The organism is Teichococcus vastitatis (assembly GCF_003604215.1).
Taxonomy (GTDB): domain Bacteria; phylum Pseudomonadota; class Alphaproteobacteria; order Acetobacterales; family Acetobacteraceae; genus Pseudoroseomonas; species Pseudoroseomonas vastitatis.
On the sequence record NZ_QXGS01000001.1, the window covers coordinates 486,322 to 510,655 of the forward strand.

The following is a 24,334-nucleotide window of genomic DNA, read 5'->3' on the forward strand; positions in this document are numbered from 1 at the left end:
GGCTGGTATTTCGGGCGGTAACGGCGGATGGCCATCCGGCAACTTCGCCGGAAACCGCGAATTGCAGCGGCATCGATCCAGCGTGTCCACATGGAGTTGCCGCATGGCCCAGACCTCGCGCCGCCTGATGATGGTATCCGCCCTCGGCCTTCCCCTGGGTCTGGTGGCGGGGCGGGCGGCGGCGCAGACCAGCGGGCCGGGACTGGGCCGCGAGCCCGTGCTGCCGCGCCCCGATCCGACGCATGAGGTGCAGAATTTCTCCCGCCAGGTCGGCTGGCCTGACGGCGCCCGGCCCAAGGCGCCCGCCGGCTTCACCGTCACCGAGTTCGCGCGCGACCTGGACAGCCCGCGCTGGATGCACCTGCTGCCCACCGGCGACGTGCTGGTGGCCGAGGCCCGCACCACCCCGAAGCCGCCTGAAACGGCGGAAGACGAAGCCAAGCTGCGCCTGCAACAACGATCCGGCACGGTGAGCGGTGCAAGCCCCGACCGCATCACCCTGCTGCGCGACGAGGACGGGGACGGCATCGCCGAAACCCGCAGCGTGCTGTTGCGCGGGCTGAACCAGCCTTTCGGCCTGCAGTGGCGGGACGGGCTGCTCTACGTCGCCAATACCGACGGGGTGCTGCGCTTCCCCTTCGACCCCGAGACGCAGCGCATCGACGCCGGCGCGCCGCAGCGCATCCTCGACCTGCCGGCGGGCGGCTACAACAACCACTGGACGCGCAACATCGCCTTCGGACCGGATGGGCGGAAGCTGTATGTCACGGTGGGCTCGGCCAGCAATGTCGGTGAATACGGCATGGAGCGCGAGGCACGCCGCGCCGCCATCCTGGAGATCGATCCGGATGGCGCCCACCAGCGCGTCTTTGCGCACGGCCTGCGCAACCCCAACGGGCTCGACTGGCATCCCCAGACCGGCGCGATGTGGACGGCGGTGAACGAACGCGACAACATCGGCGATGATCTGGTGCCCGACTACATCACCAGCGTGCGGGATGGCGGCTTCTATGGCTGGCCCTACAGCTACTGGGGCTCCCACCCGGACCCGCGCATGGCACGCGAACGCCCGGACCTCGTGCGCGCCGCCATCGCGCCGGACTACGCCGTCGGCAGCCACACCGCCTCCATCGGCCTGGCATTCGGCCGCGGCGAGGCGCTGCCCCCGCGGTATCGCGGCGGCGCCTTCGTGGCCCAGCGCGGCTCCTGGAACCGGACCGAGTTCAGCGGCTATCGCCTGGCCTTCGTGCCGTTTTCCGAGGGACGGCCCGCCGGCCCGATCGAGGATTTCCTGACCGGCTTCATGCCGGATCCGCAGCGTGGCGAGACCTATGGCCGGCCGGTGGGCGTGATCCAGGATGCGCGGGGTGCCTTGCTGGTGACCGATGACACCGGCAATCGCATCTGGCGTGTCGCCGCCGGCTGAGCGGCGGGAAGCCGGCCATGGCCATGCTGTCCCCGGGCCGCCTGCCGCCGGGCCTGCGGGTCTACGCGATCGGCGATGTGCATGGCTGCGCGGCGCGGTTGACCGCGCTGCACGCCGCCATCGCCGCCGACTGGGCGGTGCTGCCGGGCGAGCGCTGCGCCGTGGTGCATCTGGGCGATTACATCGACCGGGGACCGGATTCCGCCGCGGTGCTGAACCGGCTGCTGCAGCCCCCGCCGGTCGCGGGCGCCGAGTCGGTGCTGTTGCGCGGCAATCACGAGGCCATGATGCTGGAGGCGCTGGCGGCCGGCCGCGGCACCGCTGCCGAGGATCTGTGGCTGGCGAATGGCGGCCGCGCCACCCTGCGAAGCTATGGCCGCGCCGGTCCGCCGCCCGCCCATCTGGCACTGATGCAGGGCACCGGCCTGTTCTGGCAGGCCGGCAGCTACCTGTTCGTGCATGCCGGGCTGGACCCCCGCCGGCCCCTGGCGGCGCAGCGGGAACAAGACCTGCTGTGGATCCGCGAGCCTTTCCTGTCCTGGCCGGACCCGCTGGAACAGGTGGTGGTGCATGGCCATACGCCGAGCCGCGCCCCCGAGGTGCGGCGCCACCGCATCGGCATTGACACCGGCGCCGTCGGGGGCGGGCCGCTCACCGGCCTGGTGCTGGAAGCCGACACGCTGCGCTTCCTGTCGGCCTGAATCGGCGCCTCCCGGCCTGGGCTTGGCCTTGGCATGCCTTGCGCGGCGCGGCGCCGCTGCGCTAGGCAACATTCCGATGCAAGGCCCCGTGCCCCCCTCGGCCGTCTCGGCCGGCCCTCCCGGCAGCCCACCCGACAGCGCCACCGCGCTGGACGGCCCCCATGGCGTGCCCGCCACCGTCCCCAACGCCGCCGACCTGACCGAGGCGGTGCGCATGCTGAAGCGCGCTTCCGTGCTGGTGGTCGGCGATGCCATGCTGGACCGCTACGTCTATGGCCGCGTCAACCGCATCTCGCCGGAAGCCCCGGTACCGGTGCTGGCGGTGGAGCGAGAGGTGGCGATGCCCGGCGGCGCCGGCAATGTGGTGCGCAACCTGACGGCGCTGGGCGCCGCGGTGGCGTTTCTCTCTGTGGTGGGGGATGACCAGGCCGGCTCCGACCTGACCGGCCTGATCGGCGGCCAGCCACGGGTCGAGCCCTGGCTGCTGGTGCAGGGCGGCCGCGCCACCACCACCAAGACCCGCTACATCGCCAGCGGCCAGCAATTGCTGCGCGCCGACCATGAGATCGCGCGCCCGATCCACCAGCGCCTGGCCGACCGGCTGGTGCGCATCGCCGCCGACACGGTGGCGGCGACCTCGGTGATGGTGCTGTCCGACTACCGCAAGGGCGTGCTGGCGGGCGACGTGCCGGAACGGCTGATCGCCGCCGCCAAGGCCGCCGGCCGGCGCGTGCTGGTGGATCCCAAGGGCGATGATTACGGCCGTTACGCCGGCGCCGACGTGATCACCCCGAACCGCAACGAGTTGCGCCAGGCCACCGGCATGCCGGTGGACACGGAGGAGGAGATCGTCGCCGCCGCCAGCGCCCTGCGGGAGCGGCACGGCTTCGGCGCCGTGCTGGTGACCCGGTCCGAGGACGGCATGACGCTGCTGGAGGGCGACGTGGTCCACCACATGCCGGCCGAGGCACCGGAAGTGCACGACGTGTCCGGCGCCGGGGACACCGTGGTCGCCGTGCTCGCCGCCGGCTATGCCGCCGGGCTGCCGCTGACCACCGCTGCACGCCTGGCCAACATCGCCGGCGGCCTCGTGGTCGGCAAGGTCGGCACCGCTGTGGCGCGCGAGGACGACCTGATGGAGGCGCTGACGCCGGAGCGCGGCGCGCTGCGGAAGTTCATGCGCCGCGCCGCCGCCGCCGAGCAGGTGGAGCGCTGGCGCCAGCGCGGTTGGCGCATCGGCTTCACCAATGGCTGCTTCGACCTGCTGCATCCCGGCCATGTCCATCTGCTGGAACAGGCGCGCTCCTGGTGCGACCGGCTGGTGGTCGGGCTGAACGCGGATTCCTCGGTGAAGCGGCTGAAGGGTCCGACCCGTCCCGTGCAGCCCGAGGCGGCCCGCGCCGCCGTGCTGGGCTCGCTCGCCACCGTCGACCTCGTTACCCTGTTCGAGGAAGACACGCCGGTGGAGCTGATCAAGCTGCTGCGCCCGGAAGTGCTGGTAAAGGGCGCCGACTACACCGTGGAGCAGGTGGTCGGCGGCGAGCTGGTGCAGGATTGGGGCGGGGTGGTGCGGCTGGCTGAGCTGCTGCCGGGCAATTCCACCACCGCCACCGTGGCCCGCATCCGCGGCTGACGGCGGGAGGCCGGGCGATGGATTGGGCGGCGCTGTTCAACACCGGCCGGTTCCCCGCCTCCCCGCCGCGCCAGACACCGACCCGCAACCCGTTCCAGATCGACCAGGACCGCATCGTCTTCTCCCGCCCGTTCCGGCGGCTGCAGCAGAAGACCCAGGTGCACCCGATGGTCACCAACGCCCATGTGCGCAACCGGCTGGTCCATACGCTGGAGGTGGCCTCGGTCGGCCGCTCTATCGGCTTCGCCGTCGGCTCCGAGCTGCGCGGCGAGCTGACGCAGGCCGGACACACGCCGGACGACCTCGGCTATCTGGTGCAGGCCACCTGCCTGGCGCATGACATCGGCAACCCGCCCTTCGGCCATGCCGGCGAGGAGGTAATCGCCGACTACATGGCCGAATGGCTGGACACGGTGGGCCGGCGCAGCGGGTTGCTGCTGGATCAGGACCTGCGCTTCTTCGACGGCAATGCCCAGGGCTTCCGCATCCTGACCCGCGCCGACGGCTATCGCGAGCGGAGCGGGCTGAAGCTGACCATGGCCAGCCTCGGTGCCTGCATCAAATACCCTTGGGGCGCGGCCGATCTGCGTTCGGCCAAGCGCGGCCGCGCGGGCGTGAAGTTCAACTGCTTCGACACGGAAGCGGAAGCCTACATCACCGTGGCCGCCGCCTGCGGCCTTTCGGGCCCCCTGCCCCGGCATCCGGCGGTGTGGCTGATGGAGGCGGCGGACGACATCACCTACGGCCTCGCCGATCTCGAGGACGCGGTGGAATTGCGCATCACCCCTTACGAGACGGCGGAGGCACTGCTGCTACCGCTCGCCGCCGTGGACCGGGCGCGGCTCGCCGAGGAGGACAACGTGCCGCAGAAGCTGGCGCTGCTGCGCTCGCAGGCGGCGGGGCGGCTGATCGGCGCGGTGAAGGACGCCTTCTGCGCCCACCACGCGGCCATCCTGGCCGGCGCCATGCCGCTGCGCACCGGCCTGATCGACCTGATCGACCCGACGCTGCGCGCCCCCTTCACGATGCTGCAGAACAGCAACAGCGACACGCTCTATACCCATCCCAGCAAGGCCGAGTTCGAGATCGGCGCGCGCGACGTGCTGGACAAGACGCTGACGGTGTTTCTGGAAGCCTGCCTGTCCTTCCACACCCTGCCGGAGGACCGGCAGCCGCTGCGTCCGCGACAGGCCCTGGCGCTGATGCAGGACTACCACCCGAAACGCGGCTTCTCATCCAGCGAGACGCTGCGCTGCGCCATCGACTTCGTGGCCGGCATGACCGACCACTACGCTTCCACCCTGGCGGCGCGGCTGCGCGGCCTCTGAGGCGCCCGTCTGCCGGGGAAGCCCGGCAGGCGCGTCCCGCCTCAGCGCGAGGGCGTGCCGCCGCCCATGCCGGTGCGGCTCGGGTCGTTGTTGCGCTCGGCCGCGCCGGTGCCGGGCGCCACCGTGTTCGGCGCGGTGGGTGGCGACGGCGAGGCGGCCGGCGGCGTGGCGGAGTTGCCCTCGTTCTGCGGGTAGGCGCCGGACGCGTTGGTACCCGCCGCGCGGTCCAGGGCACGGGTCGCTGCCGTGCCGGGCGGGTTCGCGGGCGTGCCGTCGGACTGGGTCGGATAGGTGCCGGAGGTGTTGGTGCCGGCGGCGCGATCCAGCGCGCGGGTCGCCGAATTGTTCTGCAGCGTTTGTTCCCCGTTGCCGGCGCCAGTGCCGGTATCGGGGGCGTTCTGCGCGCGGGGCGTCGGCGTGGTGCTCCCGCCGCCGGAGGATTGCGCATGGGCCGGCGGCGCCAGCGCGGCGCCGCAAAGGCCGATCAGCCCGGCCGCCGCCAGCGGCAGCAACAGGCGGGACGCGGAAGGCAGGGTCACGGCTCGGGCCATGCGGGAACTCCTTTCGTCTCCGGCGCCTGCGCGCCGGTTGAACACGATGAACGGCGCGACCACCCTAGCGGTTGCGGTAGCCGGGCGCTGCGCCGCTCCTCGCGCATGCCTTTGACCCCGCTGCGCCTTTGCGTCACTGTCACGGCTTCCGTCGAACCCGCGCGACAGGCGCGCGGGACGCGGTGCCTGCGGAGAAGTGTTCGCGTGATCCCCGCCCTGATGCCGACCTACAACCGCGCCGACCTCGCCTTTGAGCGGGGCGAGGGCGCTTGGCTGTGGACGACGGACGGGCGACGATTCCTGGATTTCGGCTCCGGCATCGCCACCACCTCGATCGGCCATGCCCACCCGCATCTGGTGCAGGCCATCCAGGAGCAGGCGGCCAAGGTGATGCACACCTCCAACCTGTATCGCGTGCCGCAGGCCGAGCGCCTGGCCGCGCGACTGGTGGAAACGTCCTTTGCCGACAGCGTGTTCTTCTGCAACTCGGGCGCCGAGGCGAACGAGGGCATGATGAAGGCGGTCCGCAAGTACCACGCGGAGAACGGCCATCCGGAAAAGTTCGGCTTCCTCTGCTTCGAGGGCGCCTTCCATGGCCGTACCCTCGCGACGCTGGCCGCCACCGGCAACCCGAAATACTTGGCCGGCTTCGGCCCGGTGGTGGAGGGCTACAGGCACCTGCCCTTCGGCAACATGAACGCGGTGCGGGACGCCATCGACGGCTCCACCGCCGCCATCATGATCGAGCCGATCCAGGGCGAGGGCGGCGTCCGCCCGGCCGATCTGCGCTTCCTGCAGGAGCTGCGCGCCGTGTGCGACGAGTACGGCATCCTGCTGGCGCTGGACGAGGTGCAGACCGGCATGGGCCGCTCCGGCAAGCTGTGGGCGCATCAATGGGCCGGGATCGAGCCGGACGTGATGTCCTCGGCCAAGGGCATCGGCGGCGGCTTTCCGCTCGGCGCCATCCTGGCCAAGGAGAAGGTGGCGAAATACCTCGTGCCCGGTACGCACGGCACCACCTATGGCGGCAACCCGCTGGCCTGCGCGGCCGGCAACGCCGTGCTGGACGTGATCCTGGCTTCCGGCTTCCTGGATCAGGTGGACCGCGTCGCCCGCCACCTGTGGCGCGGCATGGAGGAGCTGGCGCGCAAGCACCCGCACGTCGCCACCGGCGTGCGCGGCGCCGGCCTGCTGGTCGGGCTGCAGCTGGCGCCTGACGTGCTGAACGGCGACATGCAGGCGGCGGCGGCCGAGGAAGGGCTGCTCACCGTCGCGGCCGGGCAGAACGTGCTGCGCGTGGCGCCGCCGCTGATCGTCACCGAGGACGAGGTCGACCAGGCGCTCGCCATGCTGGAACGCGCCGCGCGGCGCATGACGCTGGCGGCCGCCCAGGCCGACGCGCAGTGAGCGCGGCGCTGAAGACGGCGGAGGGGGGGACCACCTCCCCCCGCCATTTCCTGGAACTGTCGGATTTCGACACGCCGACGCTGCGCCGCATGCTCGACCTCGCGGTGCGCGCCAAGTCCGGGCAGATGAAGGACAAGCCGCTTGCCGGCAAGACGGTGGGGCTGATCTTCGAGAAGCCGTCCACCCGCACCCGTGTTTCCTTCGAGGTCGGCGTGCACCAGCTGGGCGGACACCCGATCATGCTGTCCGCCCGGGAGATGCAGCTGGGCCGCGGTGAAAGCGTGGCCGACACGGCGCGCGTGCTGTCCCGCTACGTGGACGCCATCATGCTGCGTACCGACAGCGTGGCCAAGCTGCGCGAGCTGGCGCAGCATGCCACGGTGCCGGTGATCAACGGCCTCACCGACGTGTCCCATCCCTGTCAGCTGATGGCCGATGTGCTGACCTTCGAGGAACATCGCGGCCCGATCGCTGGCCAGGTGATCGCCTGGACCGGCGACGGCAACAACGTCGCGCAATCCTTTATCCAGGCGGCGGCGCGCTTCAACTTCACCCTGCGCCTCGCCACGCCGCCCGAACTGGCGCCGCCGGCCCAGCTGATCGACTGGGCGCGGCGGGAAGGTGCCGCGATCGAGCTGACCGCCGACCCCGTGGCCGCCGTGAGGGGCGCCGCCTGCGTGGTTACGGACACCTGGGTCAGCATGTCGGACGAGAAGGATGACGGGCCCACCGCCCGCCACAACCAGCTTGCCCCCTACCAGCTGAACGAGGCGCTGCTGGCACACGCCGCACCGGATGCCCTGGTGATGCACTGCCTGCCGGCGCATCGCGGCGAGGAGATCACCGAGGCGGTGATCGAGGGCCCGCAATCCGTGGTGTTCGACGAGGCGGAGAACCGGCTGCACGCGCAGAAGGGCGTGCTGCTCTGGGCGCTCGCGGGACTATAGGACGACCGCCGGGCTTCGAACCGGCAAACGCCTGACCGGCACCCGGGCCTCCACCCAGGTCCGGCGCCCGCGCTGGCGTTCCGGCGCCGGGGACGCGGGCCCTGCCCGACCGCACCAGCGAGCGGCTGGATCCGCGCCCCATTCGCCGATTATGCCTTGCCCCGGCGGCACTCCTCCTCAGCTATGCAGAGGGCGGCGCTGCCGCCGGATCGAGACGGGAACAGAAAGGCGAGGCAGATGCAGCGATGCGACGTGGCGGTGATCGGCGGCGGGCCGACAGGCCTGGCCTTCGCGGCGGCCCTGGCGGAGAGCGGCCTCGGCATCGAGGTGCTGGAGCGCCAACCGGAATCGGCACTGGCCTCGCCCGGCTTCGACGGCCGCGAGATCGCGCTCACCCACAGCTCGCAGGCGCTGCTCCGCCAGCTGGGCGCCTGGCCGCACATTCCGGCGGATTCGATCTCCCCGCTGGTGGAGGCACGGGTGCTAAATGGCGGCTCCGGCTATGCGCTGCGCTTTGACACCGCGGAGCGGTCCGAGCCTGAACTGGGCAAGCTGGTGTCCAACCACGCCATCCGGCGGGCGCTGTACGAGATCGCCTCGCGGGCCGCCGGGGTCACCCTGCGCACCGGCACTGCCGTATCCGGCATCCGTACCGATGTGGAAGGCGTCACCATCACCCTTGCCAATGGCGACGTCCTGCAGGCCGGTCTGGTGGTGGCGGCGGACAGCCGTTTCTCGGCGGCGCGGGAGATGCTGGGCATTCCGGCCGAGCGCCGCGATTTCGGCAAGCGCATGATGGTGTGCCGGCTGAGCCACGCGGCGCCGCACCACGGCGTCGCCACCGAATGGTTCGACTATGGCCAGACCATCGCCATGCTGCCGCTGAACAATAATTGCTCCTCCGCCGTGCTGACCCTCGACCCAGAGGATGCGGCCCGGCTGGAGCGGATGCCGGAAGCCGAGTTCGGCCCCGAGGTGGCGCGCCGCTACCGCCAGCGCCTCGGTGCCATGGAGCTGGTCAGCACCCGCCACACCTATCCCCTGGTCACCACCTATGCCGGGCGCTTCGCCACCACCCGGGCGGCGTTGCTGGGCGATGCGGCGGTGGGCATGCATCCCGTCACGGCGCATGGCTTCAACTTCGGCCTGCGCGGCGCCGCGGCCCTGGCGCGCGAGATCCGCGCCGCGCTGGCCGCCGGCCGGAACTTCGCGGGCCCCGACGTGCTGCGCCGCTACGCCACCGCGCACCGCCTGGCGACTCGGCCGCTCTACCTCGCCACCAACGCCACGGCCGTGATCTATGGCGAGGCATCGCGCCCCGCCCGGCTGTTGCGTGACGCGGCGCTGCGGCTCGGCAATCATCTGGCGCCAGTGCGCCGGAGGATCGTGGCCGGGCTGATGGAAGCGCCCTGACCGGCGCCCAGCCCAGCCCAGCCCCGGCGGCGCGGCGAGCCGATCCAGCGCGCAAGGTCGCATCGCCGCCGCTGCCGCCCTATCTATGCTGGCGAGACCTTTCGTTCCCCTGCAAGAGTTCCCCCCTGCGTGACCGATCCGACCGAGCCTTCCGCCACCCCCGACATCCTGAACCACGACCGTCCGCCGGTGCCACAGATCACCGCGCCGCGCGGCGTGCAGCCCTTTCACCTGGAAAACAGGCCGGTGCGCGGCCGGCTGGTGCGGCTCGGCCCGCTTGCCGACGCGCTGCTGACCCGGCATGACAACCCGGCGGCGGTGACGGCGCTGCTCGGCCAGGCGCTGGCCCTGGCGGCGGGCCTGTCCACCGCGCTGAAGTTCCAGGGCAGCTTCAGCCTTCAGGCCAAAGGCGACGGCGCCATCGGCATGCTGCTGGCCGACTGCACGGAAGCCGGCGCGTTGCGCGGTTATGCCCGCGCCGATGCCGCGCGCCTGCCCGAAGGCCCTGCCCCGGCCGCCGACGCGCTGCTGGGCAAGGGCTACCTGGCCTTCACCGTGGATCAGGGCGCCGAGATGGAGCGCTATCAGGGCATCGTCGCCATCGAGGGCGAAACCCTGGCGGAGATGACGGGGCACTATTTCGCCACCTCCGAGCAGCTGGCCAGCCGCGTCTGGCTGGCCGCGGCGCCGACGACGGCTGGCTGGCGCGCCGCGGCGCTGATCCTGGAGCGCGTCGCCGGCGAGGGTGGCATCGGTGCGGAGATGAGCGAGGCGGCGCAGGAAGATGCCTGGGAGACCGCCCTGGCGCTCGCCGCCACCATCACCCAGGCCGAGCTGCTGGATGACGCCCTGCTACCCGAGCGCCTGCTGCACCGGCTGTTCCACGCGGAGGGGCTGGCCCTCGCCCGGCCACGGCCGCTGTCCTATGGCTGCCGCTGCTCCCGCGCGCGGCTCGCGGGCGTGTTGTCCGGCTTCGGCACCGGGGACCTCGACCACATGGCCGAGAACGGCACCATCACGATGACCTGCGAATTCTGCAACATCGACTTCCACTTCGACCGGGCCGAGGTGCAGGCCGCCGGCTAGGCGCCGGGACCCGCCGGCCGGGATGATTCCACCGTGGCAGGCCCGGGCCGGGCGATCTAGGCCTTGCTCCCGGCTGCCGCGGCGCGGAAAAGGAAGCTGAGACACCGCATTGTTCGCGACCTGCTTGCCCTGCCCGCCGAATGCGACGGGCCGGGTCAGCCGGTTTCCTCGCGCCATGGGAGATCGCAAGCCAGATGACGCTGCCGCGCCGCCCCCTGCTCACCGCCGCCCTCGGGCTCCCTTCCCTTGCGCTGGCGGCCTGTGCCGGCGGCGATGCCCAGCCACGGCTGCAGCCGCCGCCGGGCTATGGCTTCCTGACGCCGCTGCGGTTGAACGTGCTGGAGGTCGAGGTGCTGGAGCCGCCGCCGGGCCTCGGCTTCCGCATCGACCCGCCGGCGCCCCTGTCGCCGCTGGTCCAGGCGCTGCGCATGGGGCGGGAACGCCTGGTCGCCGTCGGCACCACCGGCCGCGCCCGCTTCATGGTGGACAACGCCACCCTGACGCGGGAACTGGCGCAGCCCGGCGGCCTGTTTTCCCAGCGTACCGAGCGCCTGACCGTGGTGGTCCGCGTCCGCGTCGAGGTACTGGACAATGAGGGCCGCCGCGTCGGCTTCGCCGAAGCCGAGGCGCGCCGCACCGCCACCACCATCGACGAGGGGGAGGCCGGGCGCGCCCGTGCCGCCGACACCATCGTGCGCCAGGCGATGGACGATCTGAACGTGGAATTCGAATTCCAGCTGCGCCGCAACCTGCGCGACTGGCTGATGCTGGGCGATCCCACGGCGCCGCTGCCGGCGCCGCTGGAGCAGGAAAGCCTGCGCCCGGCCGGGAGCTGAGCGGATGGCCACTGTGTCCTTTTCCAGCCCGCCGGGCGTGCATGTTCCGGCGGCGCGGTATTCCCAGTCGGCGCTGGTGGAAGGCGCCGCGCGCCGGCTGATCATCAGCGGCCAGATCGGCGTCACCCCGGATGGCACGATGCTGGAGGAGCCGGCGGCGCAGATCCGCCAGGCGCTGGAGAACCTCGGCGCCGTGCTGGCGGCGCATGCGATGCGCCCGGATCAGGTGGTGAAGCTGACGGTGCTGCTGACCGACCGCGCGCACCTGCCACTGTGGCGGGCCGAGCGTGACCGGCTGTTTGGCGGGCATGCGCCCTGCTCCACCCTGATGGTGGTGGCGGGGCTGGCCGATCCGCGCCTCGTGGCCGAAGTGGAGGCAGAAGCCGCCGGCTGAGCCTCAGGCCTCGGGCAGCGGCCTGCCGCTGTTGACCATGGCCAGGAACTCGCGCCGCAGCGCCGGATCGGTGCGGAACTCCCCCAGCATGCGGCTGGTGATCATAGCGACGCCCGGCTTGTGCACGCCGCGCGTGGTCATGCACTGGTGCCCGGCCTCGATCACCACGGCGACGCCGCGCGGCTGCAACACCTCCTGGATGCTGTTGGCCACCTGGGCCGTCAGCTTCTCCTGGATCTGCAGGCGGCGCGCATAGGCTTCCACCACCCGTGCCAGCTTGGAGATGCCGACCACCCGCCCGGCCGGCAGATAGGCCACATGGGCGCGGCCGATGATCGGCACCATGTGGTGCTCGCAATGGCTTTCGAGGCGGATGTCGCGCAACACCACCATCTCGTCATAGCCGTCGGTCTCGGCGAAGGACCGGGCGAGAAGCTCCACCGGGTCCTCGGCATAGCCCGAGAAGAACTCCTCATAGGCGCGGGCGACACGGGCCGGGGTGTCGAGCAGCCCCTCGCGGTCCGGATCGTCGCCGGCCCAGAGCAGCAGCGTACGCACCGCCGCCTCGGCTTCGGCCCGGCTCGGGCGCCACGGCGCGGGATCCGCGTCGGCGCGGTTGGTGGCGGCGGGCTGGGCCGGCTGGCGGGCCGACGTCACGGTGATGTTCACGGTCAATCTTCCGGTGTCTCGACCCGATCGAGCCTGCCGCGAACGGCGGCAGCGGGGCTTGCCGCACAATTCGGGCCTGGCGGCCCGCAGCACAAGCCTGCTTCTCGCAGGACTCACCCCCGCCGCACGCCCACCGCCCTCAGGCCGGGCGCGTGCCCAGGGCGTGCTCGAAGCGCAGGAGATAGCCGTCCGGGTCCTGCACCACCCATTGCCGCGCCCCCACGAACTCGCCGCCGCGCCGGTACCACGCCTCCTCCGGCGGGCGGAACAGCGGCCATTCCGCGGTGGCGAGACGGGCCGCCACCGCGTCGGCATCGGGCACGGTGATCTGGAGATTCATGCCCCGCCCCAGCGGCTTCTCCAGCGCGCCGGTGATCCAGCTGCCGCCATGCTCGATCATCAGATGCGCGGCGCCGAGGGTGAGATAGGCGAAAGGCCGTTCCGGCCGGTCATACAGCACCCGAAAGCCGAGCAGCCCGGTATAGAATCGCAGGCTGCGGGCGAAATCCGACACCTCCAGCTCTGGCACCAGGGCCACCGCCTCCGGCGGCACCTCAGCAGGATTGGCCTGCTGCGGCGGAACAGCCATCAATGCAGCACGCCGGCCTGGTGCGGGCTGTCCAGGCTGAAGGCCGGGATGGCCACGTCGAAGGGATCGCCGCTCAGGGTATCGATCATGTGGTAGGTGCCGCGCATGAAACCGGACGGCGTCGCGAGCGGCGTGCCGGAGGTGTATTCGAAGCTTTCGCCCGGCTCCAGCACCGGCTGCTCGCCCACCACCCCGGGGCCGTGCACATGCTGCACCCGCCCCTGCCCGTCCGTGATCTCCCAGGAACGGCGCAGCAGCTGCACCGCGCGGCTGCCCTGGTTCTCGATGGTGACGCGGTAGGCCCAGACGAAATGCGACTCGGCCGGCTTCGACTGGTCGGCCAGGAAGAAGGCGCGCACCGAGACGCACACCTCGCGCGTGGTCGCGCTGAAGACAGGCGGCTGCGGCATGGGCTCTCCGCTGGGTTGCAACAGCCGGGCATTCTGCGTCGCCCGACGGGCGGCGTCGAGGCCGCGAGTGGGCAAGCCCGTTCCCGCATGGCAGGATAAGGCCATGGAACGCCATCCCAGGCAGGAACCGTCGCGGGCGCCGCGCCGGCGGGCGGAGCCGCGCCCCGTCGGCCCGGCGCCCGAGGCCGGCACGCTGCGCGAGGCCGCGCTGGCGCATCTGGCCCGCTTCGCCGTCACCGAGGCCGGGCTGCTGCGCGTGCTGCACCGCCGCATCGACCGCTGGGCCCGCCGCGCCGAGGCCGAGGGCCAACCCACCGATCGCATCGCCGCCGCCATGATCGCCGCCCGCGCCGCCGCGGTGGAGGTGGCCAGGCGCCTGGTGTCGGCCGGCGCGGTGGATGATGCCGCCTTCGCCGCGTCCCGCGCGCGGCGGCTGAACCAATCCGGCCGTTCCCGCCGCGCCATCCAGGCCCATCTGGCCGCCAAGGGCGTCGCGGGCAGCACTGCCGCCGCAGTGCTGGAGGAGGCCGAGCCGGACGAGCTGGCCGCCGCCCTCGGCCATCTGCGCCGCCGCCGCGCCGGCCCCTTCGCCGCCGAGCAGCCGCCATCCCAGGAAGCACGGCTGAAGACGCTCGGCGCCCTGGCCCGCGCCGGCTTCCCGCGCGACGTCGCCGAGCGGGCGCTGGACATGGAGCCCGACGAGGCCGAGCAGCGCCTGCTGGAGGCGCGGCGTGGCTGAGGCCGGGCCTGCCGACCCGCCGGTTCCGCCATTCGCCGGACCAGTGGTGTTCACCCGGCATGGCGTGCGGCGCGGCGCCCGCGCCGCCGTGCCGCTGCTGCTGGGGCTCACCCCCTTTGCCCTGGTGGTGGGCGTGATCGCCGCCGGCAAGGGGCTGAGCCTTTTGGAAACCCTGCTGATGTCGGGGCTGGTCTTTGCCGGCAGTTCGCAATTGCTGGCGCTGGAATTGTGGACCGATCCGGCGCCGGTTCTGGCCGCCACCCTGGCGGCGGCCGCGGCGAATATCCGCATGGCGCCGATGGGCGCGGCGCTGTCGCCCTGGCTGGACCGGCTCGGCGGCTGGAAGCTGTGGGGCACGCTGGGCATCATGGTGGATCACTCCTTCGCCCTCAGCGTCACGGAGATGCGGGCCGGCGGGCGCGATGCCGGCTTCCTGCTCGGCATCGGGCTGGTGATGTATGCGGCATGGATGGTGGCGGTGGCCGCGGGGCACCTGCTGGGTGGCGCGGTCCGGCTTCCGCCCGGCCATCCCTTTCTGTTCGCGGGTGCCGCCACCTTCGCCGCGCTGCTGGCCACCATCTGGCGTGGCCCGCGCGCCGACCTCCTGCCCTGGCTGCTGACCGCCGCGCTGGCGGTGCTGCTGCACGGCCTGAACCTGCCGGCACCGCTTCCGCTGCTGCTGGCGGCCCTGTCGGGCGCGGCCCTGGCCGCCTGGCTGGAGTTGCGCCGGGTGCCGCCCGCGGCGGCCCGCTGAGATGCTGCGCGGCGACGTGCTGCTGGCCATCCTGGGAATGGCGGCGGTGACCTATCTCTGCCGGGCCGGCGGCTATGCGGTGCTGCGCGTGGTGCGCCCGCCGCCCTTCGTGGAAGCTTGGCTGCGTCACCTGCCGGGCCCGTTGTTCGTGGCCTATGTGGCGCTCGCCTTCTCGGCGCTGGGCTGGGCCGGCCTGCCGGCAGTGGCGGCGGTGCTGCTGGCGCAGCGCCTGTCCGGCAGCCTCGGCGCCGCTATCCTGGCCGGGGTGGCGGCCATTTGGGCGCTGCAATGGATGGGCGTTGCCTAACGCCGCGCCCGCCTTAGTCGAGGCCCAGTGCCTGGAACAGCCGAGAGGCGGGCGGCCAGGCCGCCGCCAGCTCCGCCCGCCAGATCCACAGCGCGGCCAGCGCACCGCCCACCAGCAGCAGGGACACCAGCCAGGCCAGCAGCGGCGCCAGCAGCCCGGCGCGCGGTGCGCCGGCCGGCAGCGGTGCCGGCAGCATCAGCGCCGGCGCTTCCCGCGATGCCAACAGGGCACGGGCCGGCTCCGCCATCAGCACCCGGTCCGGATCGGCCTCCGGCATCGGCGCCGGGCGGGGCCGAGGCCGCAGCGGATGCCGCCGCCGCGCGGCCGGCGATCCGGCCGGCACGGCCGGCAGGGGAGGTGTCGCCTCGGCCGTGCCGCCGCCATCGGCCACGGCCGGAGGCGATTCGACCATCGGCTCGGTATCGGGCGGCGGTTCCGCCGCGGGGCTCGCGGCGGGCCCAGCCGCGGCCATGGGCTGCCAGCGGGTGCCGCAGCGGGTGCACCGCACCGCACGGCCCGGCACCAGCATGGTGTCCGGCACCTCATAGGCCGCGGCACAGTCGGGACATTGGATGCGCATCGTTCCGCTATGTGCCGGCTGCGCGGAAGCACCGCAAGCCGGCACGGCGAAGCCGTTGCGGCGGCATATCCACTGGCGCCCGCAGGCGCCGTGCAGCGCTCGACGGGTGGCGGCGATCGCCGTCGCGTGGCATGTCCCCGGCCCATGGTGCGCTTCACTGAGGTCGGCCTCCGCTACCCCTCGCCCGATGGCGGCCTGGGACCAGAGGCCTTGTCCGATCTTTCCTTCACCCTGCCGGATGGCAGCTTCACCTGGCTGCTTGGCGCCTCGGGCGCCGGCAAGTCGTCGCTGCTGCGGCTGATGCACCTGGCGCAGTTGCCGACGCGCGGCAAGCTGGAGGTGCTGGGCCAGCAGGTGCGCGCCGATCGCCGGGCGGCGCTGCCGGCGCTGCGGCGGCAGATCGGCGTGGTGTTCCAGGATTTCCGCCTCCTGCCCTACCTCTCCGCCTTTGACAACGTGGCGCTGCCGCTGCGGCTGGCCGGGCGCTCGGAAGGCAGCCTGCGCCCGGACGTGACGGAGATGCTGCGCTGGGTCGGCCTGCAGGGAAGGGAGATGTCATTGCCGCAACAGCTGTCCGGCGGCGAGCAGCAGCGCGTGGCGATCGCCCGCGCCGTGGTGACGCGCCCGGCGCTGCTGGTGGCGGACGAGCCGACCGGCAACCTCGATTCGCATCAGGCGCGCCGGCTGCTGGCGCTGTTGACGCAGATGAACCGGCTCGGCACCACCGTGGTGGTGGCCACCCACAGCGAGGATCTGGTGGCGCAGTTTCCATCCGCCTCGCTGCGGCTGGAAGCTGGCCGGGTGGTGCATCATGGCTGAGCGCCGCATCCGACGCGCCCGCGACCCGCTGGGCCTGAAGCGTGCGCTGTCCGACAAGCTGCTGCCGGGGCTGGTGGCGGCGATGGCGCTGCTGGCGGCGCTGGCCCTGGCCGGCAGCCGCGGTGCCGAGGCGCTGAAGAACCGCTGGCAGCATGGCGCCGCCGCCGCCGTCACGGTGCAGCTGCCGCCCGAGCAATCCGGCCGCATGGACGAGGCGCTGGCGCTGATGCGCGCCCGCCCCGAAGTGGCCGTGGCCGAACCGGTGAGCCCCGACCGCATGCGCGAGCTGCTGCGCCCCTGGCTGGGCGAGGTGCCTGCCCTGCCGCTGCCTTCCGTGCTGGAGTTGCGGTTGAAGAACATCAACCTCGACCCCGCGCCCGTGCAGCGTGCGTTGTCCGAGGCCATCCCGGGAGCGGAGGTCGAGGCGCACGGCATCTGGGTGGCCCGGCTCGCGGCGCTGGCGCGCAGCGTTCAGGGCGTCGCGCTGGCGGTGCTGGCGCTGGTGATCGGCGTGGCCGTGGCGGTGGTGGCGGTGGCGACGCGTGCCGGCGTCGCGTCCCGCCGCCAGGCGATCGAGATCCTGCACGACCTGGGCGCCACGCAATCCGACATTGCCGGCCGCTTCGCGCGTCGCATCGGCCTGCTGGCGGCGGGTGGCGCGCTGGCCGGCGCGGCCATCGCGGTGCCGGCGCTGGCGGCGCTGTCCGGCCTGGCGGCACCCCTGTCGGGGGGTGTGGTGCAGCCCTGGAGCGCGCTGCCCTGGCTGGACCTCGCATTGCTGCCGCCGGTGGCCGGCCTGATCGGCTGGGCCACGGCGCAGTTCAGCGTCCGGCGCTGGCTGCGCCGCCTGCCTTGAGCCCGCCGCTTCCCGATGGCGGCCGGCGTGGCCACCGCAGCCGCCTCTGGCTGCTGCCGATCCTGTTCGCCCTGGCACTGCTGGGCGGCTTCGCCTTTTTCGCCGGCCTGGCACGCCAGGTGCCCGAGGCGCCGATCCGCCCGACAGACGGCGTCGCGGTGCTGACCGGCGGGCCGCAGCGCGTCGGCGCCGGGCTGGTGCTGCTGGCCGAGGGACGCGCGCGCTGGCTGATCATTTCCGGCGTCGGGCCCAGTTCCATGCTGGACGAACTGTCCCGCTCCGCCGGCTTGCCGGCGGAATTGCTGACAACACCGGAATTCGCCGCCCGCATCACCCTGGGCCGCGCCGCCACCAGCACCCGCGGCAACGGCGCGGAGATCGCCGAATGGGTGGCGCGCCACGACATGCGGTCCGTGCGCGTGGTCACGGCCGCTTTTCACATGCCGCGCGCCCTGCTGGAATTGCGCCGGGTCTTGCCAGGGGTGGCGCTGGTGCCGCATCCGGTGCAAACCGCGGGGCCCCGGCCGGGGCTGCTGGCACGGGAATATATCAAGCTTATCGGTGCCATGCTGGGCCTGTCGGCCCTGAAACCGGAGTGAGCCTCGGATGACGCGCGACCTGGGCCGGACCCAGGATGATCCCCTCGAACGCCACCTTGGCCCCCCCGGTGCTCTGACGCTGCTGCGCTCGGCCTTGTTCAACGTGCTGTTCTTCGGCGTGACCGGCCTGTGGTGTCTGTTCGGCATGCTGTTGCTGCCCTTCCCCCGCCGGCTGATGCGCCGCTACGTGCGGGGCTATGCGCATCTGATGCTGTGGCTACTGCGGGTTGTGTGCGGCATCTCGCTGCGCGTCACCGGGTGGGAAAACCTGCCGCCGGGGCCGGTGGTGATCGCCGCCAAGCACCAGTCGGCCTATGACACCATCGTCTGGCTGGCCCTGCTGCCGGAGCCGGTCTATGTGCTGAAGCAGGAATTGCTGCGCATCCCCGCCTGGGGGTGGATGGCACAGCATTACGGCGCTGTGGCGGTGGACCGGCAGGGCGGCGCCTCGGCCCTGAAGCGCATGGTGCGGCAAGCCGGCGCGGCGCTACGGGCGGGCGACCAGATCGTGATCTTCCCGGAAGGCACCCGCACCGCCGTGGGCACCCGCGTATCCTACCTGCCGGGTGTGGTGGCGCTGGCGGCAGCCAGCGGAGCGCCGGTGGTACCGGTGGCCACCGATAGCGGCCTGCGCTGGGGTCGGCGCGCCTTTGCCAAGCGGCCTGGCGCGATCACGGTGGCCATCTTGCCGCCGCTTCCGCCGGGTCAACCCCGCGTGGAGCTGCTGCGCTCGCTGTCCGACGCCATCGAAACGGAAACCGATCGCCTCGTCATGTCGGCGGGAGGACCCGCCGCGATCGCTGTGGATAATTCTGTGGGGTAAGTTGCGGACCGATGTTCAGATCAGGCCCAGCCGAGCCCTGCAAGCCGCTGCGGGGATTGGCTTTTTGCCGCCGGATCGCCGGCTAGCGATCATTTCGCCACCGCTGCGTGACAATGAAGCCACTGAATTTCATCAAAATCGCTCCGCAGCGGCACAACGCTTGCCGCCGCCGAAGAATTTATGCCACGCGCATCGGGGGCCGGATTGTGGATAAGTTTGCGGATAAGCACGGGCGCGCCTTGCTGCGTCGGCCGCGAATCGAAACTGCCGGTCTGCCGAGGCCGGTGTTGCGGTGGTCGCGGCCATGATGCAGTGCCCCGCCCCCCGCCGCCGCCTGCAGCGATGGCTGAGCATGACAGGCGGCGCGGTGCTGCTGCTGCTCGCGGCTCATGCCGGGCTGTGGTGGTGGGCCGGCAACCAGGCGGAGCAACGGCTGGACCGCTGGGCCGCGGCGCGCCGGGCCGAGGGATGGGAGATCGCCCATGCCGCGCCGCAGCGAGCCGGATGGCCGCTGCGCCTCGACCTCACGCTGCCGCAGTTGCGGATGGTGATGCCGCTGGCCGGTCTGCCGGGCGGCCTCGCCTGGCAGGCCGAGCAGCTCCGACTGCGGCTGTTCCTGACGCCATGGAACGCCGCCTGGCGCGAGGCCGATGCGGAGCCGCTCGGGGCCCAGCGGGTGCAGGTGGCGGACCAGTCGCTGCCCCTGCGCGCCGAACAGTTGCGTGCCAGCATCCCGGTCCGCCCCAGAAAGCCGGATGCGCCGGTTCGCCTGATGCTGCGGCAGCTCCGCATCGGGGAAGGAGCCGAGGCATTGCTGGTGGCGCAGGGCGCGGGACGCCTGGAAGGACGGATCCTGAACCTGGAATTGCGGGACCTCACCCTGCCGGGCGAGGCGCCGCTCGGACCGGTGATGGCCAGCCTGACCGTTCAGGCCGCCCTGATCGGCCCCGCCCCGGATCTGGGCGCCGCCGGCCCGCCGCCGGCGGCCCGCGCCGCCGCGTGGCGGGATGGCGGTGGCGAGCTCGATCTGCGCAGCCTGTTCGTGCAATGGGGCGGGTTGTCCGCGGGGGTGGCCGGGCGGATCAGCCTGGACGCGGCGCTGCAGCCCCAGGGCGAGGGGCGCCTGTTGCTGGTGAATCCGGGGCGAGGAGCCGATGCGCTGGCGGATGCGGGTCTCCTGGCCCCGCGCACCGCGCTGCTGGCGCGTGGGCTGCTGCCGCTGCTGGCCCGGCCCGACCCGTCCGGCGGGCCCCCGCGGCTGGACGTGCCGGTGCAGCTGCGCGACCGGACCTTGCTGGCGGCCGGGCTGACGCTGCTGCGGCTTCCCGTGCTGAGCTGGAGCCAGGGCCGCTAAAGCATTGCTTGTCCGCCCCGGCGCTGGCCGCCACGCCGGGCAAGACTCCTCAGAAGGATTTCAGCAGCCGGTCGATGTAGTCCAGCTCCGGTGCCGGGCGCTCGCGCTCCGCGCCGCGGCGGCGCAGCTCCTCCTGAATGCGGCGGCTGCGCAGCAATTCCGCCTCCTCCGGCACGCGCGTGTCGCTGCCCTGGTCATTCGCGCCCGGACCTTCGCGCGTCGGCCGGCCAAGCGGGTCGCGGCTATCGGCCTGCTGCCCCGCCCGGTCCTGGCCCTGGCCCTGCGCCTGCACGTTGCCGTTCTGGCCATTCTCCTGCCCCTCGCCCTGGCCTTCGCCCTGGCCGAACTGGCGCTGCATGGATTGGGCCATCTGCCGACCGCCTTCCTGCAGTTCGCGGATAGCTTCCTGCTGGTCGGCCGTGGAGTCGCGGCCCCGGCCGAGCGCTTCCTGGGCACGCCGCATCGCCTGGTCGGCACGGCCGAGGGCTTCCGGCACCTCACCGGTCAGGTCGCCGAATTGCTGCATCAGCTCGCCCAGGGCGCGGCGCAGGGCCCGCTGCTGCCGCGCATCGGCCTCTGGCGAGGGCGCACCCTGCTGCGAAGGCTGCGCCTGCTGGCCCTGCCCTTGCGGCGGCTGCCCTGGAGAGGATTGTTCCTGCTGGCGCTGCCCCTGCTGCGGACCGCGCTGCTGCGGCTGGCCGGGACGCTGCTGCGGCCGGTCCTCGCCACGCTGGTGCGCGCGGTCGAGCATCTGTCCCTGGCGCTGCACCATGTCCTGCACGGCGCCCATCTGCTGCTCGCCCTGCTGGCGCTGCTGCTGCTGCTGGCTGCTGTTGCGGCCACCCTCGGGGCGGGCTGCCATCTGGCCATTCTGCAGCGCGTCCAGCATGCGCTCCAGCTCGGCCAATTCCTGCTCCAGGCGATCGGTGCGGCCTTCGCGCGCGGCCTGCTCCATCTCCTGGGTGCGCCGCTCCAGCTCCCGCGGGTCCATCAACCGCTGGGCGACATCGGGCGGCACGGGTTCGGCATTCTCCTGCCGCAGCCGCTCAGCCAGGGCTTCGAGGTGGCGCTGCACCGCTTCGCGCAATTCCTGCACCCGGCGTTCCAGCTCGGCACGCTGTTCGGCATCGGGCGGAATCCGCTCGGCCTCGGCCAACGCCTCGCGCAGGGCTTCGCGCGCCTCGGCCAGCGCGCGGGCGGTGCGGTCGGTCCGGCCTTCCTCCAGCGCCACGGCGATCTGCCACATCAGCGCCTGCGCCTCCTCCACCGCTTCAGGCCGGCGGTCGCGCTGCAGCCGGAACCGGGCGACGCGCAGCGCCAGAAAGGTGTTCAGATCATTCTCGAACGCATCTGGCCGGGCCGCGATGTCATCGAGGTCGCGGCGCGCCGGGTCGCGGGCCAGCGGATCGAGCGACAGCGACTTGCGCAATCCCGCGAGCCGCTGCGCCACCGGATGGGTGAAGCGGCGTTCCGGCAAGGTGAATTCCAGGAGTTCCGAGGTGCCTTCCTGCTCCGCGCCATCCCGCGCGACGATGCGGGCGCGCACCGGCAGGCCGGCCCAGGGATGACCGGACAGGTCCGGCTGCGCCACGCCGCGCGGCTGCTTCGGATCGGCCCCGACCGGCAGTTCCACCAGCAGCGGCGCGGCACCCGGCCGGGCGGACAGGCGCAATTCGGCGCGGGCCTGGGCAACGCCCCAGTCATCCGTCGCGCGCCAGGGCAGCCGCGAGGCCAGCCCCCGCTGCGAAGCGCCGGGCGGTTCCTGGAAGGCGGCGGTGGGCGGCGTATCGGCCTGGACGCTGACGGTCCATCCGGCCAGATCAACGCCGTCCCGGCGCAGCACCATGCGGGCGCCGCGATCCAGCGGCTGTTCCAGCGCGAAGGCGCCGGCTTCCAGGGTGCGGAACGGAATGGCGGTCTGGTCGAGGCGCAGCTCCGGCACGCCGCCGCTGCCGCCGGACAGCGACATCTGCAGGCGGCTGCCCTGCGGCACCGTCAGCACGCCGCCCGACGGATCCAGGAAAACCGGTGCGGCGCCGGTATAGGCGGGCGGCGTCACCCAGGCCTCCAGCCGCAGCGCCGGCGTCGCGGCCACGGCGCGCAGGTTGCCGGGAACAAAGGACCGGCGCAGCCTTTCGCCGGCTTCGCCGCCGGCGATCACCAGCGTGGCGAACAGCGCCACCAACAGGCCGGCCCGCAGGGCCCGCGGATCCCGAGCCGCGAGGCCAGGACGCGGAACGCCGATCCGCAGCCGTTTCAACCCGGCCAGCGCCCGGCGCTGATGCGCCTGCCACAGCGCCAGCGTCGCCGGATCCTCCGACATCGCATGGTCCCGCAGGGTCGAGATGGGGCGGTGCTTCAGGCCCGTGGCGGATTCCAGGCGGCGCTCGGCCGCGGCGTCGCCGGGCCAGCGAAAACCGCGGAAGGGGCGCCACGCCGCCACGGCCAGCAGCACGGCGAACAGCGCCAGCAGCGCCAGATGCACCCAGGGCGGCACCGCCAAAAACAGCCCCGCCCAGGCAGCGCCCACGAACAACCCGGCGACGCCGAGCACCGGCCACAACCGCGGCCACAGGCTTTCCCAGGCCAGAGCCCAGCGCGCGAGCCGCCGCCCGCGCGTCAGGCGACGGGCCAGCGGATCGCGCCCCCCGCTCATGCGGTCGCGGGCGCGGCGGCGGCGGCCAGCCAGTCGGGGATGCGCTGATGCGCCAGCAAATCCTCGGGCGTCTGCCGGGGCCTGATGACGGCGTGGCGGTTGCCGTCCACCAGCACTTCGGCCGCCAGGGGGCGGGCGTTGTAGGTGCTGCTCATGACCGCACCATACGCACCCGCATCCAGGAATGCGACCAAATCTCCAGGATCCAGCATCGGCAGCGGCCGCTCGCGGGCAAAGGTGTCGCCGCTTTCGCAGACCGGACCAACCACGTCGGCCGGCAGCAGTTCGGCCTTGGCGGCGATCGGGGACAGCGGGATGATGCCATGCCAGGCCTCGTAGAGCGAGGGCCGCGCCAAGTCGTTCATGGCGGCGTCCAGCACCACGAAGCGCCGCCCTCCCTTGTGGCCCAGCGCCGCCTGCTTCTGCAGGATCACCGAGGCCAGCAGCACGCCGGCCGGGCCAACGATCCAGCGCCCCGGCTCCAGCATCACCGGCAGGCCCAGCTCGCCCAGCGTCGCCTTGATGGCTCCGGCCAGTGCCTCGGGCGGCGCCGGCACCTCGTCGCGGTAGGGAATGCCGAGGCCGCCGCCGCAATCGACCCGGCGCACCGGCAGGCCGCGCGCCTGCAGCCCGCGCACCATCCCGGCCAGCCGGGCATAGGCGGCGCGGTAGGCGGACACGCCGCCGGTGATCTGGCTGCCGATATGCGTGGCGATGCCGACCGGGCGGATGCCCGGCAGCGCCGCCATGCGGGCATACAGCTCCGGCGCGTCGTCGAAGGCGATGCCGAACTTGTTCTCGGCCCGGCCGGTGGTGATCTTGGCATGGGTGCCGGCATCCACGTCCGGATTGACGCGCAGCGACACCGGCGCCTCCAGCCCCATGCCGGAGGCGATGGCCGAGATCATCTCGATCTCCTCGGCACTTTCGGCATTGAGCTGGAAGATGCCTTCGGCCAGGGCGAAGGCGATCTCGTGCGCCTGCTTGCCGACGCCGGAGAACACGGTGGCGGCGGCCGGGATGCCGGCGGCCAGGGTGGCGCGCAGCTCGCCGGCCGAGACGATGTCGGCCCCCGCTCCCTCCGCCGCCAGGACGCGCAGCACCGCCTGGCTGCTGTTCGCCTTGGCGGCATAATGGATGCTGGCGGCGAGGCCGGCGCCCTGCAGCGCATCCCGCAGCAGCCGGAAGCGGCGGCGCAGCGTGCCGGCGGAATACACCCAGGCCGGCGTTCCCGCTTCCCGCGCGATGCGGGCCAGCGGCACCTCCTCCATCAGCAACCCGTCCCGCGCATCCATGCGCAGCGCCGGGCGTGCGGCGATCAGGTCCTCGAAGGACGGGTCGGAAGTGTCGGCGCCGGAGGGCGCAAGGAGCGGAGCGGCCATGCGCTTCATTTAGCGATGGCAGGGCCAAGCTGCCAGCCATCGCGGGGCCGGCGATGCAAGAGGCGGCGCGGCCAG

General features: G+C 72.6%; 25 protein-coding genes. 18 read left to right on the forward strand and 7 right to left on the reverse strand.

Annotation, left to right across the window (positions count from 1 at the left end; genetic code table 11):
- The first annotated feature begins 103 nt into the window (after positions 1 to 103).
- The 4 genes from D2K64_RS02280 (at position 104) to dgt (ending at position 5,088) form a co-directional block, all read left to right on the forward strand.
- On the forward strand, positions 104 to 1,426 hold the full coding sequence (locus tag D2K64_RS02280) for a PQQ-dependent sugar dehydrogenase (protein ID WP_120006236.1): 1,323 nt from the start codon (positions 104 to 106) through the stop codon (positions 1,424 to 1,426).
- A gap of 17 nt (positions 1,427 to 1,443) precedes the next feature.
- Positions 1,444 to 2,127: a metallophosphoesterase family protein gene (locus D2K64_RS02285; RefSeq protein WP_120006238.1), complete on the forward strand. Its 684-nt coding sequence runs from the start codon at positions 1,444 to 1,446 to the stop codon at positions 2,125 to 2,127.
- A gap of 214 nt (positions 2,128 to 2,341) precedes the next feature.
- Positions 2,342 to 3,760 carry a D-glycero-beta-D-manno-heptose-7-phosphate kinase gene (rfaE1, locus tag D2K64_RS02290; RefSeq protein WP_120006763.1) on the forward strand — a complete coding sequence of 473 codons (1,419 nt, stop codon included), beginning with the start codon at positions 2,342 to 2,344 and terminating at the stop codon, positions 3,758 to 3,760.
- Positions 3,761 to 3,777: 17 nt separating this feature from the next.
- A complete protein-coding gene (gene dgt / locus D2K64_RS02295) occupies positions 3,778 to 5,088 on the forward strand; it encodes a dGTP triphosphohydrolase (protein ID WP_120006240.1) in 1,311 nt (436 codons plus the stop codon).
- A 41-nt stretch (positions 5,089 to 5,129) separates the two neighbouring features.
- Here the strand turns inward: dgt and D2K64_RS02300 are convergent, their stop codons facing one another.
- The gene (locus D2K64_RS02300; RefSeq protein ID WP_120006242.1) at positions 5,130 to 5,639 is read right to left on the reverse strand and encodes a hypothetical protein; all 510 of its coding nucleotides are present in this window, start codon (positions 5,637 to 5,639) and stop codon (positions 5,130 to 5,132) included.
- Between the two features lie 204 nt (positions 5,640 to 5,843).
- Between D2K64_RS02300 and D2K64_RS02305 the strand changes: the two genes are divergently transcribed.
- The 6 genes from D2K64_RS02305 to D2K64_RS02330 all read left to right on the forward strand — a co-directional run bounded on the left by D2K64_RS02305 (position 5,844) and on the right by D2K64_RS02330 (position 11,722).
- Positions 5,844 to 7,046 carry an aspartate aminotransferase family protein gene (locus D2K64_RS02305; protein WP_202910435.1) on the forward strand — a complete coding sequence of 401 codons (1,203 nt, stop codon included), beginning with the start codon at positions 5,844 to 5,846 and terminating at the stop codon, positions 7,044 to 7,046.
- Complete coding sequence (gene argF, locus D2K64_RS02310) at positions 7,043 to 7,993, forward strand: ornithine carbamoyltransferase (protein ID WP_120006244.1); 951 nt, start codon at positions 7,043 to 7,045, stop codon at positions 7,991 to 7,993. Before D2K64_RS02305 ends, argF begins: the two co-directional genes overlap by 4 nt.
- 237 nt (positions 7,994 to 8,230) lie before the next feature.
- Positions 8,231 to 9,406 (forward strand): 5-demethoxyubiquinol-8 5-hydroxylase UbiM, encoded by a 1,176-nt coding sequence (gene ubiM, locus D2K64_RS02315; protein ID WP_120006246.1) that lies wholly within the window; start codon positions 8,231 to 8,233, stop codon positions 9,404 to 9,406.
- Positions 9,407 to 9,535: 129 nt separating this feature from the next.
- The gene (hslO, locus tag D2K64_RS02320) at positions 9,536 to 10,492 is read left to right on the forward strand and encodes an Hsp33 family molecular chaperone HslO (protein WP_120006248.1); all 957 of its coding nucleotides are present in this window, start codon (positions 9,536 to 9,538) and stop codon (positions 10,490 to 10,492) included.
- Between the two features lie 194 nt (positions 10,493 to 10,686).
- A complete protein-coding gene (locus D2K64_RS02325; RefSeq protein ID WP_120006250.1) occupies positions 10,687 to 11,328 on the forward strand; it encodes a hypothetical protein in 642 nt (213 codons plus the stop codon).
- A 4-nt stretch (positions 11,329 to 11,332) separates the two neighbouring features.
- Positions 11,333 to 11,722, forward strand: coding sequence for a RidA family protein (locus D2K64_RS02330; protein WP_120006252.1), 390 nt, complete (start codon positions 11,333 to 11,335; stop codon positions 11,720 to 11,722).
- Positions 11,723 to 11,725: 3 nt separating this feature from the next.
- Here D2K64_RS02330 and folE read toward each other — a convergent pair whose 3' ends face one another.
- The 3 genes from folE to apaG all read right to left on the reverse strand — a co-directional run bounded on the left by folE (position 11,726) and on the right by apaG (position 13,390).
- Entirely contained in the window at positions 11,726 to 12,391 is a 666-nt protein-coding gene (gene folE / locus D2K64_RS02335; RefSeq protein WP_238383956.1) for a GTP cyclohydrolase I FolE, read from the reverse strand.
- A 139-nt stretch (positions 12,392 to 12,530) separates the two neighbouring features.
- The gene (locus tag D2K64_RS02340) at positions 12,531 to 12,980 is read right to left on the reverse strand and encodes a bleomycin resistance protein (protein WP_120006254.1); all 450 of its coding nucleotides are present in this window, start codon (positions 12,978 to 12,980) and stop codon (positions 12,531 to 12,533) included.
- Positions 12,980 to 13,390 (reverse strand): Co2+/Mg2+ efflux protein ApaG, encoded by a 411-nt coding sequence (gene apaG / locus D2K64_RS02345; protein ID WP_120006256.1) that lies wholly within the window; start codon positions 13,388 to 13,390, stop codon positions 12,980 to 12,982. Before apaG ends, D2K64_RS02340 begins: the two co-directional genes overlap by 1 nt.
- Before the next feature lie 103 nt (positions 13,391 to 13,493).
- Between apaG and D2K64_RS02350 the strand changes: the two genes are divergently transcribed.
- The 3 genes from D2K64_RS02350 to D2K64_RS02360 are packed head-to-tail and all read left to right on the forward strand — an operon-like array spanning position 13,494 to position 15,190.
- Complete coding sequence (locus D2K64_RS02350; RefSeq protein WP_120006258.1) at positions 13,494 to 14,129, forward strand: RecX family transcriptional regulator; 636 nt, start codon at positions 13,494 to 13,496, stop codon at positions 14,127 to 14,129.
- A complete protein-coding gene (locus tag D2K64_RS02355; protein ID WP_238383957.1) occupies positions 14,122 to 14,883 on the forward strand; it encodes an AzlC family ABC transporter permease in 762 nt (253 codons plus the stop codon). Before D2K64_RS02350 ends, D2K64_RS02355 begins: the two co-directional genes overlap by 8 nt.
- A gap of 1 nt (position 14,884) precedes the next feature.
- On the forward strand, positions 14,885 to 15,190 hold the full coding sequence (locus D2K64_RS02360) for an AzlD family protein (RefSeq protein WP_120006260.1): 306 nt from the start codon (positions 14,885 to 14,887) through the stop codon (positions 15,188 to 15,190).
- A 13-nt stretch (positions 15,191 to 15,203) separates the two neighbouring features.
- Here the strand turns inward: D2K64_RS02360 and D2K64_RS02365 are convergent, their stop codons facing one another.
- On the reverse strand, positions 15,204 to 15,770 hold the full coding sequence (locus tag D2K64_RS02365) for a zinc-ribbon domain-containing protein (RefSeq protein WP_120006262.1): 567 nt from the start codon (positions 15,768 to 15,770) through the stop codon (positions 15,204 to 15,206).
- Positions 15,771 to 15,914: 144 nt separating this feature from the next.
- Here D2K64_RS02365 and D2K64_RS02370 point away from each other — a divergent pair, with 144 nt between their 5' ends.
- From D2K64_RS02370 to D2K64_RS02390, 5 genes are all read left to right on the forward strand, one after another.
- A complete protein-coding gene (locus D2K64_RS02370) occupies positions 15,915 to 16,589 on the forward strand; it encodes a cell division ATP-binding protein FtsE (protein WP_120006772.1) in 675 nt (224 codons plus the stop codon).
- Positions 16,582 to 17,445 carry a cell division protein FtsX gene (locus tag D2K64_RS02375; protein WP_120006264.1) on the forward strand — a complete coding sequence of 288 codons (864 nt, stop codon included), beginning with the start codon at positions 16,582 to 16,584 and terminating at the stop codon, positions 17,443 to 17,445. Before D2K64_RS02370 ends, D2K64_RS02375 begins: the two co-directional genes overlap by 8 nt.
- Positions 17,442 to 18,044, forward strand: coding sequence for a YdcF family protein (locus tag D2K64_RS02380; RefSeq protein ID WP_120006266.1), 603 nt, complete (start codon positions 17,442 to 17,444; stop codon positions 18,042 to 18,044). The genes D2K64_RS02375 and D2K64_RS02380 overlap by 4 nt, the downstream gene beginning before the upstream one ends.
- Before the next feature lie 7 nt (positions 18,045 to 18,051).
- A complete protein-coding gene (locus D2K64_RS02385; RefSeq protein ID WP_238383958.1) occupies positions 18,052 to 18,867 on the forward strand; it encodes a lysophospholipid acyltransferase family protein in 816 nt (271 codons plus the stop codon).
- A 304-nt stretch (positions 18,868 to 19,171) separates the two neighbouring features.
- Positions 19,172 to 20,221 carry a DUF2125 domain-containing protein gene (locus tag D2K64_RS02390; protein WP_157985689.1) on the forward strand — a complete coding sequence of 350 codons (1,050 nt, stop codon included), beginning with the start codon at positions 19,172 to 19,174 and terminating at the stop codon, positions 20,219 to 20,221.
- Between the two features lie 49 nt (positions 20,222 to 20,270).
- On the opposite strand, the gene D2K64_RS02395 is transcribed toward D2K64_RS02390, so the two are convergent.
- Positions 20,271 to 22,877: a TIGR02302 family protein gene (locus D2K64_RS02395; protein ID WP_120006270.1), complete on the reverse strand. Its 2,607-nt coding sequence runs from the start codon at positions 22,875 to 22,877 to the stop codon at positions 20,271 to 20,273.
- A complete protein-coding gene (lysA, locus tag D2K64_RS02400) occupies positions 22,874 to 24,259 on the reverse strand; it encodes a diaminopimelate decarboxylase (RefSeq protein ID WP_120006272.1) in 1,386 nt (461 codons plus the stop codon). Before lysA ends, D2K64_RS02395 begins: the two co-directional genes overlap by 4 nt.
- Positions 24,260 to 24,334: the final 75 nt, after the last annotated feature.

What these genes read in the sequence shown, in the direction of transcription:
- D2K64_RS02280 (WP_120006236.1), top strand. Translation starts at nt 104, where the DNA reads ATGGCCCAGACCTCGCGCCGCCTGATGATGGTATCCGCCCTCGGCCTT.
- D2K64_RS02285 (WP_120006238.1), top strand. Translation starts at nt 1,444, where the DNA reads ATGGCCATGCTGTCCCCGGGCCGCCTGCCGCCGGGCCTGCGGGTCTAC.
- rfaE1 (WP_120006763.1), top strand. Translation starts at nt 2,342, where the DNA reads ATGCTGAAGCGCGCTTCCGTGCTGGTGGTCGGCGATGCCATGCTGGAC.
- dgt (WP_120006240.1), top strand. Translation starts at nt 3,778, where the DNA reads ATGGATTGGGCGGCGCTGTTCAACACCGGCCGGTTCCCCGCCTCCCCG.
- D2K64_RS02300 (WP_120006242.1), bottom strand. Translation starts at nt 5,639, where the DNA reads ATGGCCCGAGCCGTGACCCTGCCTTCCGCGTCCCGCCTGTTGCTGCCG.
- ubiM (WP_120006246.1), top strand. Translation starts at nt 8,231, where the DNA reads ATGCAGCGATGCGACGTGGCGGTGATCGGCGGCGGGCCGACAGGCCTG.
- D2K64_RS02325 (WP_120006250.1), top strand. Translation starts at nt 10,687, where the DNA reads ATGACGCTGCCGCGCCGCCCCCTGCTCACCGCCGCCCTCGGGCTCCCT.
- D2K64_RS02330 (WP_120006252.1), top strand. Translation starts at nt 11,333, where the DNA reads ATGGCCACTGTGTCCTTTTCCAGCCCGCCGGGCGTGCATGTTCCGGCG.
- D2K64_RS02340 (WP_120006254.1), bottom strand. Translation starts at nt 12,980, where the DNA reads ATGGCTGTTCCGCCGCAGCAGGCCAATCCTGCTGAGGTGCCGCCGGAG.
- apaG (WP_120006256.1), bottom strand. Translation starts at nt 13,390, where the DNA reads ATGCCGCAGCCGCCTGTCTTCAGCGCGACCACGCGCGAGGTGTGCGTC.
- D2K64_RS02350 (WP_120006258.1), top strand. Translation starts at nt 13,494, where the DNA reads ATGGAACGCCATCCCAGGCAGGAACCGTCGCGGGCGCCGCGCCGGCGG.
- D2K64_RS02360 (WP_120006260.1), top strand. Translation starts at nt 14,885, where the DNA reads ATGCTGCGCGGCGACGTGCTGCTGGCCATCCTGGGAATGGCGGCGGTG.
- D2K64_RS02365 (WP_120006262.1), bottom strand. Translation starts at nt 15,770, where the DNA reads ATGCGCATCCAATGTCCCGACTGTGCCGCGGCCTATGAGGTGCCGGAC.
- D2K64_RS02370 (WP_120006772.1), top strand. Translation starts at nt 15,915, where the DNA reads ATGGTGCGCTTCACTGAGGTCGGCCTCCGCTACCCCTCGCCCGATGGC.
- D2K64_RS02375 (WP_120006264.1), top strand. Translation starts at nt 16,582, where the DNA reads ATGGCTGAGCGCCGCATCCGACGCGCCCGCGACCCGCTGGGCCTGAAG.
- D2K64_RS02385 (WP_238383958.1), top strand. Translation starts at nt 18,052, where the DNA reads ATGACGCGCGACCTGGGCCGGACCCAGGATGATCCCCTCGAACGCCAC.
- D2K64_RS02390 (WP_157985689.1), top strand. Translation starts at nt 19,172, where the DNA reads ATGATGCAGTGCCCCGCCCCCCGCCGCCGCCTGCAGCGATGGCTGAGC.
- D2K64_RS02395 (WP_120006270.1), bottom strand. Translation starts at nt 22,877, where the DNA reads ATGAGCGGGGGGCGCGATCCGCTGGCCCGTCGCCTGACGCGCGGGCGG.
- lysA (WP_120006272.1), bottom strand. Translation starts at nt 24,259, where the DNA reads ATGGCCGCTCCGCTCCTTGCGCCCTCCGGCGCCGACACTTCCGACCCG.